The following is a 14,593-nucleotide window of genomic DNA, read 5'->3' on the forward strand; positions in this document are numbered from 1 at the left end:
TATTCACTGGATGAATAGTTGGCCGGGTGTCCACGTCGCACGTGCTGCTCGGGTTGCTGGCCGCCGGCAACCGGCACGGCTACGAGCTGAAGCGCGCCCACGACACCCGGCTGCCCCGGGCCAAGCCGCTCGCCTTCGGCCAGGTCTACGCCACCCTGGGGCGCCTGCAACGGGACGGCCTGGTGGTCACCGCCGGTCAGGAACGCGAGGCCGGCCCCGACCGGACCGCCTACGCGCTCACCGACCAGGGCCGGGCCGCGCTCGCCGGCTGGCTCGCCGCCGTCGAGCCACCCATGCCGTACGTGACCAGCGCGCTGTTCACCAAGGTCGCGGTGGCGTTGCTGGTCGCCGACCTCAACGCGGCCCGGTCATACCTGATCGCCCAGGCGCGGGCGCACACCGACCGGCTGCGCGAACTCACCGCCGTCAAGACGGCACCCTCGACCACCCTCGATGACGTCGTCGCCGTCGACTACGCCGTCGCTCACCTCGACGCCGACCTGAGGTGGCTGCGCACCACCCTGGCCCGCGTCGCCGACTGGCACCGGGAGGTACACCCGTGAGCCGACTCCAGGCCCGCGACGTGGTCCGGTCGTACGGCCCGACACCGGCCCTGCGCGGCGTCAGCCTCGACGTCGCCGACGGCGAGATCGTCGCCGTGACCGGACCCAGCGGCTGCGGCAAGTCCACCCTGCTGCACTGCCTCGCCGGCATCCTGCGCCCCGACGAGGGGGCGGTGCGCTGGAACGGCGAGCGGATCGACACCTGGCCCGAGGCGGCGCGGTCCCGGCTGCGCCGTACCGAGTTCGGGGTGTTGTTCCAGTTCGGTCAGCTCGTCCCCGAGTTGACCGCGGCGGAGAACGTCGCCCTGCCCCTGCTCCTCGCCGGCACGGGGCGGCGAGAAGCAGGGCGGGCGGCGGGCGAATGGCTGGACCGCTTCGGCGTCGGGCACCTCGCCGACGTGCGCCCCGGCGCGATGTCCGGCGGGCAGCAGCAGCGCTGCGCCACCGCCCGCGCCCTGGTCACCGGGCCCCGGGTGATCTTCGCCGACGAGCCGACCGGTGCCCTCGACACGCTCAGCGGCGAGGAGGTCCTCACCCAGCTCGTCCAGCTCGCCCGGGAGCAGGGCACCACCATCGTCCTGGTCACCCACGAACCCCGGATCGCCGCGTACGCCGACCGCGAGGTGATGCTCCGCGACGGCGTGGTCGACCCGACGGGCCTCGGCCTGGACGAAACCCTCGTCCCGCTCCCGGCGGCCGGCCCCGGCGCGGACCCCCGGTGAGGCCGGGCGTCGCGCTGCGGCTCGCCCTGGCCGGCAACCGCACCGACACCGCCCGGGTCGTGCTCACCGCGCTCAGCGCCGCCCTGGCCAGCCTCGCCGGGCTGGCCGCCCTCACCGTGCTGGCCATCCCGACCCCACCCGGCGGACGGGGCAGCAACAACTCCGAGCAGTACACCAACGCGCTGCTGCGCGAGCCGGGCCTGCGCGGCGGGACGGCGGTCGCGTTGCTGCTGCTCGCCGTGCCGGTGCTCGCCCTGGCCGGGCAGTGCGTGCGGCTCGGCGCCCCGGCCCGGGACCGGCGACTCGCCGCGTTCCGGCTGGCCGGGGCCACCCCCGGGCAGGTGACCGGGCTGGTCGCGGTGGAGGCCGGGCTGGCCAGCCTGCTCGGCACCCTGGTCGGGCTGGGGACGTACCTGGTGGGCCGGGTGCTGCTGCACCGGCCCGACGCCCGGGGGCTGCTGCCGCTGCCCACCGACGTGCTGCCGTCGCCGCCGGTGATCGCGGCGGTGGTGCTCGGCCTGCCGGTGCTGGCCGGGCTGGTCGGTGTCGTCCTGCTGCGCCGGGTCACCGCGACCCCGCTCGGCGTGGTCCGGCGGACCCGCCGGGAACGTGCCCCGAGGCCGTGGGCCGGGCTGCTGATCGTGGCCGGGCCGGCCACGTTCGGCCTGCTCGCCCCGATCAACAGGTGGTACGCCGACCGTGCTCAGGACCCACCGGCGCTGCTGGAGCCGGCGCTGATGGCCGGCGGTGCGCTGGCCGCGCTGGTCGGGGTGGTGGTCGGCACCGGCTGGCTGTCGTACACGGCCGGGCGGCTGCTGCACCGGTGGGGTCGCGGGGCGGCCGTGCTGCTGGCCGCCCGTCGGTTGACCGCCGACCCGTGGGCCGGCAGCCGGACCCTGGCCGCCCTGCTGGCGGCGGTGATCGTGGGGGCGGGTGCGGCCGGGCTCCGGGCCTCGATGATCGCCGACATGGCGGCGAACCGGGCCACCGGCCAGGGCCTGGCCGGCAGTGACGACTTCTACCTGAACACGATGGACCTGGTCGACCGGGCCGCCCAGCTGGCCGTGGCGCTGGCCGCCGGTGGCCTGGTCGTCGCCCTGGTCGAGGGGATCGTCGCCCGCCGCCGGACGTACGCGGCGCTGGTCGCCTCCGGGGTCCCCCGCAGCGTCATCGGCCGGTCCGTCGGGTGGCAGGCGCTGGCCCCGGCGGTGCCGGCCATCGTAGTGGCGCTCGCCGGCGGCCTGCTGCTCATCTGGGGCGTCGCGGGCCGCCCACGCACCTACGGGGCGCACTCCTTCCAGGTGTGCACGGGCGACGCCGTGCGGTGCGCCGACCCGTCGGCCCTGCGCACCGTGTGGGTGCCCGAGGTCGTGGTGACACCCGAGCTGCCGTGGGCGCAACTCGCCTGGGTCGGCGCGGGTGCCCTGGTCGCCGTGCTGGTCACGGTCGGTGTCGGTCTGCTCTTCCTGCGGATGAGCACCGCCGTCGAGGAACTCCGCACCGGCTGACCGCGATCAGCCGGTGCGCAGCGGCAACCGCCCGCCGGTCCCGGGCCGACCCGCCGAGCGTTGCCGGCCCGCCGGTCCCGGCCGGCCCGGGGACCCGCCCCGGCCCGGCGGGGACCGGTGGCGGCGGTCAGGCGCGGCCCAGCCGGTCGAGGATCCAGGCGTTGATGAACGCCTCCTCGCGCCAGGCGTCGTACCGGCCGCTGGGGCCGCCGTGGCCGGCACCCATCTCCGTCTTGAGCAGGTAGTCGCCCTGCGGGGCCACCGCCCGCAGCCGGGCGATCCACTTGGCCGGCTCGTGGTAGAGCACCCGGGTGTCGTTGAGGCTGGTCACCGCCAGGATCGCCGGGTAGTCGGCGGCGGTGACGTTCTCGTACGGTGTGTACGACTTCATGTACGCGTACACCTCCGGGTCGGCGAGCGGGTTGCCCCACTCCTCCCACTCGGTGACGGTCAACGGCAGCGACGGGTCGAGGATCGAGGTGAGCGCGTCCACGAAGGGCACCTGCGCCACGATCCCGGTGAACGCGTCCGGGGCGATGTTGGCGACCGCGCCCATCAGCAGGCCACCGGCCGAGGCGCCCCGGGCGACCAGCCGGTCGGCCGCCGTCCAGCCGGCCTTGACCAGGTGCCGGGCGCAGGCCACGAAGTCGGTGAAGGTGTTCTTCTTGGCCAGCATTTTGCCCTCGTCGTACCACCGGCGGCCCAGTTCACCGCCGCCCCGGATGTGCGCCACGGCGAAGACGACGCCCCGGTCGAGCAGGCTGAGCCGGGCGACCGAGAACCACGGGTCCATGCTGGCCTCGTACGAGCCGTACCCGTAGATCACGGCGGGGGCGGAGCCGTCGCGTGGGGTGTCCCGGTGGCAGACCAGCGAGATGGGCACCCGGGTGCCGTCGTCGGCGAGCGCCCACTCGCGGTGCTGCTCGTAGTCGGCCGGGTCGTACGCGCGCCCGTCCGGCCCGGGGAGCACCGGCTTGCGGCGACGCAGCGTCAGTTCCCGGGTGACCAGGTCGTAGTCGTAGACCGAGTCGGGGGTGACCAGCGAGGTGTAGCGGAACCGCAGCTGCCGGGTGCGGTATTCCGGGTTGGCGTCCAGCCCGACGCTGTGGATCGGCTCGGGGAACTCGATGTCGTGGCCGTCGCCGCCGCCGACGGGGAGCACCCGCAGTCCGGTCAGCCCGTTGCTGCGCAGCGAGACGACCAGGTGGTCGGCGAACGCGTCGACCGACTCCAGCCGGGTGCCGGGGCTGTGCGGGATCAGCGGCACCCAGTCGCCGGGGGCGTCCGCCGAGGTGTACGCGAGCGCGAAGTCCTCCGCGCCGTCGTTGTGCAGGATCAGGAACCGGTGGCCGTGGTGCTCGACGCTGTATTCGACGCCCTGCCGGCGCGGGGCGATCACCGCTGGCTCGCCGGTCGGGTTGTCGGCCGGGATGACCCGCACCTCGCTGGTGACCTTGCTGGTGCTGTCGATCAGCACGAACCGCTCGGATCGGGTCAGCTCGACGCCCACCCAGAACCGCTCGTCCTCCTCCAGATGCACCACCACGTCCTCGCCCGACGGGGTGCCGACGGTGTGCCGCCACACCCGGTTGGGTCGCCACGCCTCGTCGACGGTGATGTAGAACAGCACGGTCGCGTCGGCCGACCAGGCGGTGCCGTAGAAGGTGTCGGGCACCTCGTCGCCGAGCAGTTCGCCGGTGCTCAGGTCCTTGATCCGCAGGGTGAAGCGTTCGTCGCCGGAGAAGTCCGTCGAGTAGGCCAGCCACCGCCCGTCGGGGCTGACGTCGAACGCGCCGAGGGAGAAGAAGTCGTGCCCTTCGGCGAGCTGGTTGCCGTCGAGCAGTACCTCTTCGCCGTCGAGCGGGGCGCCGTCCGCGCTGACCGGCGGGTCGGTCTCGTCGTCGCGGACCGCGCGGCGGCAGTGCACGCCGTACTGCTGGCCCTCGATCGTGCGGGTGTAGTACCAGTGGCCGCCCTTGCGGGTGGGCACCGACAGGTCGGTCTCCTGGGTGCGCTGCTTCGTCTCGGCGAACAGCGTGCCGCGTAACGCTTCCAGGTGCGCGGTGCGCTGCTCGGTGTAGGCGTTCTCGGCGGTCAGGTGGGCGATGGTCGCCGGGTCGTCCTTGGCGGCCAGCCAGGCGTACTCGTCGACGACGGTGTCGCCGTGGTGGGTGCGCTCCGCGCGGACCTGTCGGGCGACGGGCGGGGTGGTCTCGGTGGTCACGCCGCCACGTTACCGGCCCGTCGCGCTGCGCGGCGCGGTCGAACCACCACCCACCTCTTTAGAACATGTGTACGATGGCTGTCATGTCGACGCCAGCGGGTTCGAGCGGTGCAGCGGAGATCACCCGCCGGTTGGCCGGGATCTGCGGTCCGTCCTTCGCCCGGTTCGCGGGCGCGGCCGACGAGGTCGCCGGCCGGCTCGCCCGGTGGGTGGCCGTCCCGGGTGGGCCCCGGGCGGCGGCCGAGGTGCTGCGGCTCGCCGCCCGGCACGACCTTTCGGTGGTGCCCCGGGGCGCGGGCACGAAGATCGACTGGGGTGCCGCGCCGGCCCGGGTCGACATCATGCTCGACACCGGCCGGCTCGCCGGGGTCGGCCACCAGCCGGCGGCCTCCCCGGTGGTCGAGGTGGGTGCCGGCACCCCGCTGCGGGCGGTGCAGGCCACCCTGGAACGTGCCGGCCGTCGGCTGGCCCTCGACCCGCCGTCCCCCGGTGCCACCCTCGGTGGGGTGCTCGCCGCCGACGAGTCCGGTCCGCTGCGGCACCGGCACGGCACCCCCTGCGCGCAGCTCGTCGGCCTGCGGTGGTTGGACGCCGACGGTGAGCTGGTCAGTGCCGGCCGCAGCGCTGCGGAGCTGTCCGGGGTGAGCGCACCCGTCGGTCTCGACCTGGGCCGGTTGCTCTGTGGTTCGCAGGGCGGGCTGGGCGTGCTCGTCTCGGCGACGCTGCACGCGCAGGCGCTGCCGGCGAGCCAGGTCTGGGTGTCCCGACCGGTGTGGAGCCCGCTGGAGGTGCACGACCTGGTGCGGGCGGTGTTCGCCGCCGACCTCGACCCGGCGGCCGTCGAGCTGGACCTGCCGGCCACCGGGTCCCCGCCGCGTCGGGCGGTCGCCCCGGCGTCGGGCGCGACGTCGGGGCCGCCCGGTCGACCGATGTCCGCCGCCGAGGCGGCGGCCCGGGCCAACCATCCCGCGATGTCCGGCCGGCGGGCCGATCCGCCGCCCGCCCGGGGTAGCGCCGGTGAGCTGGCGATCCTGCTGGAGGGTGACCGGTCCGAGGTGGCCGAGCGGGCCGACCGCCTGTTGGCCGTGCTCGGTGGCGCGGCGAGCGTCGCCCCGTTCGCCCCGGCCTGGTGGGGGCGCTACCCGTTCGGCCCGGGCGACACCGCGTTGCGGGTCGAGGCCCCGGCCAAGGATCTGCACGCCGCCGTCTACGCGTTGCGCGACGCCGCCGGCACACCCCTGTCGGTACGCGGCTGCGCCGGTGCGGGTGTGGTGCACGCCGCGCTGCCCGGATCGTTCCCCGTCGACCGGGTGGCCGGCATCCTGGCCGCCGTCCGGGGGGTGTTGCTCGCCCGCCGGGGCCGGTGCGTGGTGGTCGCCGCTCCCGCTGCGGTCCGCCGTGAGGTCGACGTGTGGGGTGAGGCGGCGGTGATCCCCCGGCTGCGGGAGGCGAAGGAGCACCTCGACCCGCACCGCCGGCTCGCCCCCGGCCGCCTCCCCGGCGGCCTCTGACCAGCCCCGGCGGCCTCCCCCGGTGGCCTCTGACCAACCCCGGCGGCCCCTGACCAACTCCGGCGGCCCCTGACCAACCCCGGTGGCCCCTGACCAACCCCGGTGGCCTCTGGGTGTCGAGGTGATCGGGAGTGGATCAGGAGAGGGCGTCGTTGCGCAGCACCAGGATGGCGATGTCGTCGCGGGGTGACTCGACCGAAAAGTTGATCGCGGTGGCCCGCAGTCGCGCCGCGACCACGTCGGCGGAGTAGCCGGCCAGCGGCGCGGCGGCCTCCCGCAGCCGCTCGGTGCCGAAGAGTTCCCGGCCGCGTCGCCGCTCGGTCACGCCGTCGGTATAGAAGATCAGCGCATCGCCCGGCGCGAGCAGGATCTCTTCCGCCGGTGAGGTGATCAAGTCGAGCAGGCCGAGCGCGGTTCCACCGGTCCCGACGAAGTTCGCCCCGCCGGGACCGTGCAACAGCACCGGTCGGTCGTGCCCGGCCAGGTGCAGCGAGACGTCGAGCCCGTCGCCGTCGTCCGGCCCGACCGCCGCCAGGGCCAGCGTGCAGTAGCGTCCCCCGCCGCGCTCGACAAGCGTGTCGTTGAGCCGGGCCAGCACCTCGGGCAGCGGCTTGCCGTCCCCGACGAGCACCCGGATCACGTCCCGGACCAGCCCGGTCACCGCCGCCGCCTGCACCCCCTTGCCGGACACGTCGCCGACCACCACCAGCCAGCGCCCGTCCGGCAGCGGCACCACGTCGTAGAAGTCGCCGCCGACCTCGGCCTCGTCCCCGGTCGGGACGTACTCGGCGGCGAAGCCGACGCCCTCGACGACCGGGAGCACCGGCGGCAGCAGCGACTGTTGGAGGGTCTGCGCCACCCGACGCCGTTCGGCGTGGATCCGGGCGTTCTCGATGGCGAGGCCGGCCCGCCGGGCCACGTCCTCCAGCACCGCCACCTCGTCGGCGTCGTGCCGGTGGCGCTGGTGCCGGCCCACGGCCAGGGTGCCGAGCTTCTGGCTGCGGACGACCAGCGGCACGGCGAAGCCCTCCATCGGCCCGCCGAGCGGCACCTGGGACCCGGTGCGCGACGCCTCGCGCAGCCGGGCCTGGACCGAGTCCGGCCCGGACTCCTCCAGCACCTTGTGCAGTTGGGGCAGGACCGACTCGTCGGCGTGGCTGCACGCGGCCAGCTTGAGCCGGCCCCACTCGTCGGTGGTGTGCACCGCGCACCACTGGCCGAGCCGGGGCACCACCAGTTGCGGGATCAGCGCCATGGTCAGGTCCACGTCGAGCGACTGGGCGAGCAGTTCGCTGGCCTCGGCCAGGAAGGTCAGCCAGGCCGAGCGGCGGACGTCGGCGCGGCGCAGCCGGTCGTTCTCCAGATGCAGCGAGAGCCGTTCGGCGGCGAGTACGGCCAACGGCCGGGCGTACGCCGACGGTGCCGCGTCCAGCTCCAACTCCCCACCGTACGGTCGGTGCACCGCCAGCGGGACCCGGAGCAGCTCGTTGCCGGCGCGCGGCTGGCGGCCGTACCGGGCCAGCACCTGCGGGCCCTCTCCCTCGCCCCGGTCGAGCCGGATCACCCCGCCGGCCGCGCCCACCATCTCGGCGACGCGGGTGAGCAGGTCGGTGGCGAACTCGGGCAGCGGTTCGTCGGCGTACGGGTCGGGCCTGGTCTGGGTCAGTTCGCTCATCGCTGCGGCGCTCGGTGCGGTGGTCGCCAGGTCGCTCTCGGCCTGCCCGGGTGGCGGGTACGGGGACAGCGGCCCGCCGCCGTGGTCGCCGTGGCGGTCCAGCCGGAACCACACCCCCTTGCCGGTGGGCAGGTAGGTGGTGCCCCAGCGGCTGGCGAAGTGGTCGACGAGCAGCAGCCCGCGCCCCCGGGCGGAGACCTCGCCGATCTCGTCGGTGTCGTTGCGGCTGCCGACGATCAGCTCGTCGACCGGCCCTGCGGCGAAGTCGGAGACGGTGACGGTCAGGCCGATCCGGTCGGCGACGACCTCGATGTCCAGTTCGGTGCGGGCGTGCTCGACGGCGTTGGTGGACAGTTCGGTGGTGAGCAGCAGTGCCTCGTTGAGCAGCTCGTCGAGGTCCGCCTCGGCGAGCACGGAGCGGACGACGGCGCGGGCGGCGGCCGGGGTGCGCCGGTCGGCGGGCAGTCGGACGCGCCGGACGTGCTCGTCCCGTCCCGCGTCTGTCCCGGCCCCCGGCTCCGTTGACACCCCCGTATCCTCTACCGCGACCGCCCGGGTGCCAAGCCGCACCACGCACCGTCACACCCGTCGCACCGATCGGCAGGTCGACGTCACCCCCGTCGTCGGGTGCGGGTCGGCGACCAACGGCTACGTGTCGACCTGGGGTGGTGGGGTCGGGCCGGGTGCCGGGACCGCGTCCCGCCTGCGGTGTCGCTGTCGGGGCGGTGGTGGCACCGGCAGGGACATGTCGGGCACGTCGTGTCCGCTGCCCGGGTCCGGACGCGGGCACAATGAGGGAAAGTCGGCGTGTCGGCACGCCGGGGACCCTCCGAGCTGAGCGAGGAAAGATGACCGCGAAACAGTCGGTGACGGCGGACGTGTCCGCTTCCGAGCATGACGCGCTCCTCGGTGAGCTGTCGGAGGCGCTGCGGCGGGTCGGCCGGGGTGACTTCAAGGTACGGCTGCCCCGGCGCGCGGGTGCGGCTGGTGAGGTGGCGGACGCCTTCAACGAGGTGGTGTCGCTCCAGGAACGGCAGCACCTGGACCTGCGCCGGATCAGTCGGGTGGTGGGCCGGGACGGCCGGCTGACCGAGCGCCTCGACGAGGAGGGCCTGGACGGCTCCTGGGCGGAGGGCCAGCGGGCGGTCAACTCGCTGATCGACGACCTGGGTCGACCGACCACCGAGATCGCCCGGGTGATCATGGCGGTGGCCGACGGTGACCTCTCCCAGCACATGGAGTTGGAGATCGACGGTCGCCCGCTGCGCGGTGAGTACCTGCGGATCGGCCGGACGGTCAACACGATGGTCGGGCAGCTCTCGTCGTTCTCCAACGAGGTGACCCGGGTGGCCCGGGAGGTGGGCACCGAGGGCAAGTTGGGTGGTCAGGCGGACGTACGGGGTGTCGCCGGCACCTGGAAGGACCTCACCGACTCGGTGAACACCATGGCGTCGAACCTGACCGGCCAGGTGCGGTCGATCTCGCAGGTGGCGACGGCGGTGGCCCGGGGTGACCTGTCGCAGAAGATCACGGTCGGGGCGCGCGGCGAGGTCGCCGAGCTGGCCGACACGATGAACTCGCTGACCGACACGCTGCGCCTGTTCGCCGAGCAGGTGACCCGGGTGGCGCGGGAGGTGGGCACCGAGGGCAAGCTCGGTGGGCAGGCCGACGTGCCGAACGTCGCGGGCACCTGGAAGGACCTCACCGACAGCGTCAACTCGATGGCGTCGAACCTGACCTCTCAGGTGCGTAACATCGCGCAGGTCTCGACGGCGGTGGCCCGGGGTGACCTGAGCCAGAAGATCACCGTGGCGGCGCAGGGCGAGATCCTGGAGCTGAAGGACACCGTGAACACGATGGTGGACCAGCTCAGCTCGTTTGCCGACGAGGTGACCCGGGTGGCCCGGGAGGTGGGCATCGAGGGCAAGCTCGGCGGTCAGGCCCAGGTACGCGGGGTCTCCGGCACCTGGCGGGACCTGACGGAGAACGTCAACCAGCTCGCCGGCAACCTGACCAGCCAGGTCCGCAACATCTCCCAGGTCTCCACGGCGGTGGCGAAGGGTGACCTGTCGCAGAAGATCACGGTGGACGCGCAGGGCGAGATCCTGGAGCTGAAGAACACCGTCAACACGATGGTCGACCAGTTGTCGTCGTTCGCCGACGAGGTGACCCGGGTGGCCCGCGAGGTGGGCACCGAGGGCAAGCTGGGCGGTCAGGCGCAGGTGAAGGGTGTCTCGGGCACCTGGCGGGATCTCACCGACAACGTGAACTCGATGGCGTCCAACCTGACGTCCCAGGTGCGCAACATCGCCTCGGTGACGACGGCGGTGGCCAAGGGCGACCTGTCGCAGAAGATCACCGTGGATGCCCGGGGTGAGATCCTGGAGCTGAAGTCCACGGTCAACACGATGGTGGATCAGCTGTCGTCGTTCGCCGACGAGGTGACCCGGGTGGCCCGGGAGGTGGGCACCGAGGGCAAGCTCGGCGGTCAGGCCCAGGTACGCGGGGTCGCCGGCACCTGGCGGGATCTCACCGACAACGTGAACTCGATGGCGTCGAACCTGACCAGTCAGGTGCGTAACATCGCGCAGGTCTCCACGGCGGTGGCGAAGGGTGACCTGTCGCAGAAGATCACGGTGGACGCGCAGGGCGAGATCCTGGAGCTGAAGAACACGGTCAACACGATGGTGGACCAGCTCAGCTCGTTTGCCGACGAGGTGACCCGGGTGGCCCGGGAGGTCGGCACCGAGGGCAAGCTGGGCGGTCAGGCGCAGGTGAAGGGTGTCTCGGGCACCTGGCGCGATCTCACCGACAACGTGAACTCGATGGCGTCCAACCTGACGTCCCAGGTGCGCAACATCGCCTCGGTGACCACGGCGGTGGCCAAGGGCGACCTCGGTCAGAAGATCACGGTGGACGCGCAGGGCGAGATCCTGGAGCTGAAGAACACGGTCAACACGATGGTGGACCAGCTCAGCTCGTTCGCCGACGAGGTGACCCGGGTGGGTCGCGAGGTCGGCATCGAGGGCAAGCTCGGCGGTCAGGCCCAGGTCAAGGGCGTGAGCGGCACCTGGCGGGACCTCACCGAGAACGTGAACCAGCTCGCCTCGACCCTGACCACCCAGCTCCGGGCGATCTCCCAGGTCTCCACCTCGGTGACCCGGGGCGACCTCACCCAGCGGATCGCGGTCAAGGCGCAGGGCGAGGTCGCCGAGCTGAAGGACAACATCAACCAGATGATCGTCACCCTGCGGGAGACGACCAAGAAGAACGCCGAGCAGGGCTGGCTCGACTCCAACCTGGCCCGCATCGGTGGCCTGCTCCAGGGCCAGCGGGACCTGGGCGAGGTCTGCCGCATGATCATGATGGAGGTGACCCCGCTGGTCGACGCGCAGCTCGGCGCGTTCTTCCTGGCGGACACCTCCGACGGGGTGATGCGGCTGCGGCTGACCGCGTCGTACGGGTATGTGGCGCGGGGGCACGACGTCACGTTCGGGCCCGGTGAGGGGCTGGTCGGTCAGGCGGCGCTCTCCCGCCGGACGATCCGGCTCAACGCGCTGCCCGACGGGCGGATCACCCTGCGGTCGGGGCTGGCCGAGACGCTCCCGTCCGACCTGGTGGTGCTGCCGATCCTGTTCGAGGGGGAGCTGCTCGGGGTGATCGAGTTCGCCAGCGTGGCCCGCTTCTCGGAGCTGCACCTGGCGTTCCTGGAGCGGCTGGTGCTCACCATCGGTGTCGCGGTCAACACCATCCAGGCCAACCGGCGTACGGAGGAGTTGCTGGCCCAGTCGCAGCGGCTGGCGTTGGAGTTGCAGGACCAGTCGGCGGAGTTGCAGCGCACCAACGCCGAGTTGGAGGACAAGGCGAAGCTGCTCAGTGAGCAGAAGGGCAACATCGAGACCAAGAACCGGGAGATCGAACTGGCCCGGCTCGGCCTGGAGGAGAAGGCGCAGCAGCTCACCCGGGCGTCGGCGTACAAGTCGGAGTTCCTGGCGAACATGAGCCACGAGCTGCGTACCCCGCTGAACTCGCTGCTGCTGCTGGCCCGGTTGCTGGTGGAGAACTCGGAGCGCAACCTCACCCCGAAGCAGATCGAGTTCGCCCGGACGATCCACGGCTCGGGCTCGGACCTGCTGCGCCTGATCGACGACATCCTGGACCTGTCCAAGATCGAGGCGGGTCGGATGGACGTCGAGCCGACGGAGATCCGGTTCGCCGAGATCCGCAACTACGTGGAGCAGGCGTTCGCCCCGCAGGCGGAGGACAAGAACCTCGACTTCCAGGTGCGGGTGGCCAAGGAACTGCCGCCGGCCCTGGTGACCGACGCCCAACGGTTGCAGCAGATCCTGCGCAACATGCTCTCCAACGCGGTGAAGTTCACCGACAACGGCGCGGTCACCCTGCGGATCGCCCCGGCGGCGGAGAACGCGGTCTTCGACGTGCCGGCGTTGACCAACGCCCGCCAGGTGATCGCCTTCACCGTGATCGACACCGGCATCGGCATCTCCGACGACAAGCTGAGCATCATCTTCGAGGCGTTCCAGCAGGCCGACGGCACCACCAGCCGGCGGTACGGCGGCACCGGGCTGGGCCTGTCGATCAGTCGGGACCTGGCTCGGCTGATCGGCGGCACGATCACCGTGACCTCCGCGCCGGGGCAGGGTTCGACGTTCACCCTCTTCGTACCGGATGTGCTGGCGCCGGACGCGGTGGTGGCGCCGCAGTCACCGTCGCCGGAGCGCGCGGGCCTGCCGGCGTCGCTGCTGATGCCGCCGGTGGAGTTGCTGGCCGCGCCGGAGGCCCCGGCCACCCGGCAGTTGGACGGCGCCACGGTACTGATCGTCGACGACGACGTACGCAACGTGTTCGCGTTGACCAGCGCGTTGGAACTGCACGGGATGACCGTGCTGTACTCGGACAACGGCGCGGACGGGGTTCGCGTGCTGGCCGAGCATCCGGAGGTGGACATCGTGCTGATGGACGCCATGATGCCCGACCAGGACGGTTACGAGACGACCCGGCAGATCCGCCGGAACCACCGCTTCGCGGACCTGCCGATCGTCTTCCTCACCGCGAAGGCGATGCCCGGTGACCGGGAGTCGGCGCTGGCGGCCGGGGGTAGCGACTACATCACCAAGCCGGTGGACCTGGACGGGCTGATCGAGCGGATGGCGTCCTGGATCAGTGGCAGCCGAGACAAGGAGAATTCGTGACCCAGACTGCCAAGGCGCTGCTGGTCGACGACCGTCGGGAGAACCTGATGGCCCTGGAGGCGATCCTCCAGGGGCTCCCGGTGCAGTCGGTGGCCGTGGAGAGCGGTGAGGCGGCGCTGAAGCAACTGCTGGTGGACGACTTCGCGGTCATCCTGCTGGACGCCCAGATGCCCGACATGGACGGCTTCGAGACGGCCAGTCACATCAAGCGCCGGGAGCGGACCCGGCACGTGCCGATCATCTTCCTCACCGCCGCTGACAAGGACGCCCAGTTGGCGCTGCGCGGCTATGCGGTCGGGGCGGTGGACTACCTGACCAAGCCGTTCGACCCGTGGGTGTTGCGGGCGAAGGTGTCGGTGTTCGTGGAGCTGTGGGTGAAGACCCGGCAGTTGGCGGCGCAGTCCGACGTGGTGCGTGAGCGTGACGCCCAGTGGCGGGTGCTCACCGACGCGGTGGACGCGGCGGCCACCCTGCTGCGGGTCGAGGACGACCCGGAGGCCCGGCAGCGTGCCCTGGACATTCTGGAGCAGGCCCGCTGGGGCAACACCGCCTGACCGGCGGCGTGCACCGGGCGTGACCAGGCGGGTGCCGGCCCGGCCGGGGGGCGGGCGTGCGGTCGGGTGGCGGCGTGCTCAGTGGGCGGGTGTGCCGCTGGCGGCGCGGCGGGCCCGCCAGCGCTCGCCGAGCGAGTCGAGTTCCTCCTGGATGAAATAGAAGAAGTCCCGCATCTCGGCCACCCGTTCGCCGCCCGGGGTGGCGGTGCCGCCCAGTGCGGTGACGCCCGCGTCGGCGATGTCGATGAAGTTCTTGTAGAGGCCGGTCTTGGTGATGGTGCCCTCGTACCAGGGGTTGTCGGGCAGCCGGTAGTGGTCCCGGCGCGAGCGCGGGACCGGTTCGCGGACCAGCATGCTGACCTGGGTCAGGTGGCGTACCGCGCCGGATACGGCTGCCGCGCTGACGCCGAGCCGCTCGCCGATCTGGGCGGCGGTCAGCGGGCCGTCGGCGCTCATCACGGCGAACAGGACCCGGGCGGACATCCGGGGGAAGCCGACGTCCGCGAAGGCCATCGCCATCCGTTCGACGAAGAGGTGGACCTCGTCGTCGTGGCCGGGTTGACGGTCGTCAGGCATCGGACGCTGCTCCTCGGGCTCGGGACGGTTCAGGCGATGGTGCCGCA

General features: G+C 72.7%; 9 protein-coding genes. 6 read left to right on the forward strand and 3 right to left on the reverse strand.

The annotated features are described in order from the left end of the window. Window positions 1-26: 26 nt before the first annotated feature. The 3 genes from AB0K25_RS03385 to AB0K25_RS03395 are packed head-to-tail and all read left to right on the forward strand — an operon-like array spanning window position 27 to window position 2,793. Window positions 27-563, forward strand: coding sequence for a PadR family transcriptional regulator (locus AB0K25_RS03385; protein ID WP_204958604.1), 537 nt, complete (start codon window positions 27-29; stop codon window positions 561-563). Beyond that, entirely contained in the window at window positions 560-1,285 is a 726-nt protein-coding gene (locus AB0K25_RS03390) for an ABC transporter ATP-binding protein (protein ID WP_357532932.1), read from the forward strand. Before AB0K25_RS03385 ends, AB0K25_RS03390 begins: the two co-directional genes overlap by 4 nt. Continuing rightward, on the forward strand, window positions 1,282-2,793 hold the full coding sequence (locus AB0K25_RS03395) for an ABC transporter permease (RefSeq protein WP_363818114.1): 1,512 nt from the start codon (window positions 1,282-1,284) through the stop codon (window positions 2,791-2,793). The genes AB0K25_RS03390 and AB0K25_RS03395 overlap by 4 nt, the downstream gene beginning before the upstream one ends. A 127-nt stretch (window positions 2,794-2,920) precedes the next feature. Here AB0K25_RS03395 and AB0K25_RS03400 read toward each other — a convergent pair whose 3' ends face one another. Then, window positions 2,921-5,017, reverse strand: coding sequence for a S9 family peptidase (locus tag AB0K25_RS03400; protein ID WP_208565446.1), 2,097 nt, complete (start codon window positions 5,015-5,017; stop codon window positions 2,921-2,923). Window positions 5,018-5,100: 83 nt separating this feature from the next. On the opposite strand from AB0K25_RS03400, the gene AB0K25_RS03405 reads away from it, so the two are divergent. Continuing rightward, complete coding sequence (locus AB0K25_RS03405) at window positions 5,101-6,528, forward strand: FAD-binding oxidoreductase (protein WP_357532938.1); 1,428 nt, start codon at window positions 5,101-5,103, stop codon at window positions 6,526-6,528. Between the two features lie 136 nt (window positions 6,529-6,664). Here the strand turns inward: AB0K25_RS03405 and AB0K25_RS03410 are convergent, their stop codons facing one another. Then, window positions 6,665-8,731 carry a SpoIIE family protein phosphatase gene (locus AB0K25_RS03410; protein WP_363818118.1) on the reverse strand — a complete coding sequence of 689 codons (2,067 nt, stop codon included), beginning with the start codon at window positions 8,729-8,731 and terminating at the stop codon, window positions 6,665-6,667. Window positions 8,732-9,051: 320 nt separating this feature from the next. Here AB0K25_RS03410 and AB0K25_RS03415 point away from each other — a divergent pair, with 320 nt between their 5' ends. Together AB0K25_RS03415 and AB0K25_RS03420 are read left to right on the forward strand one after the other, a co-directional pair. Continuing rightward, window positions 9,052-13,416 (forward strand): HAMP domain-containing protein, encoded by a 4,365-nt coding sequence (locus tag AB0K25_RS03415; protein ID WP_219465767.1) that lies wholly within the window; start codon window positions 9,052-9,054, stop codon window positions 13,414-13,416. After that, window positions 13,413-13,970, forward strand: a complete 558-nt coding sequence (locus AB0K25_RS03420) for a response regulator (protein WP_208565450.1) — start codon at window positions 13,413-13,415, stop codon at window positions 13,968-13,970. Before AB0K25_RS03415 ends, AB0K25_RS03420 begins: the two co-directional genes overlap by 4 nt. A gap of 78 nt (window positions 13,971-14,048) precedes the next feature. On the opposite strand, the gene AB0K25_RS03425 is transcribed toward AB0K25_RS03420, so the two are convergent. Then, entirely contained in the window at window positions 14,049-14,546 is a 498-nt protein-coding gene (locus tag AB0K25_RS03425) for a helix-turn-helix domain-containing protein (RefSeq protein WP_219465770.1), read from the reverse strand. Between the last annotated feature and the right edge of the window lie 47 nt (window positions 14,547-14,593).

The organism is Micromonospora sp. NPDC049257 (genome assembly GCF_040678915.1).
Classification (GTDB): Bacteria; Actinomycetota; Actinomycetes; order Mycobacteriales; family Micromonosporaceae; genus Micromonospora; species Micromonospora antibiotica.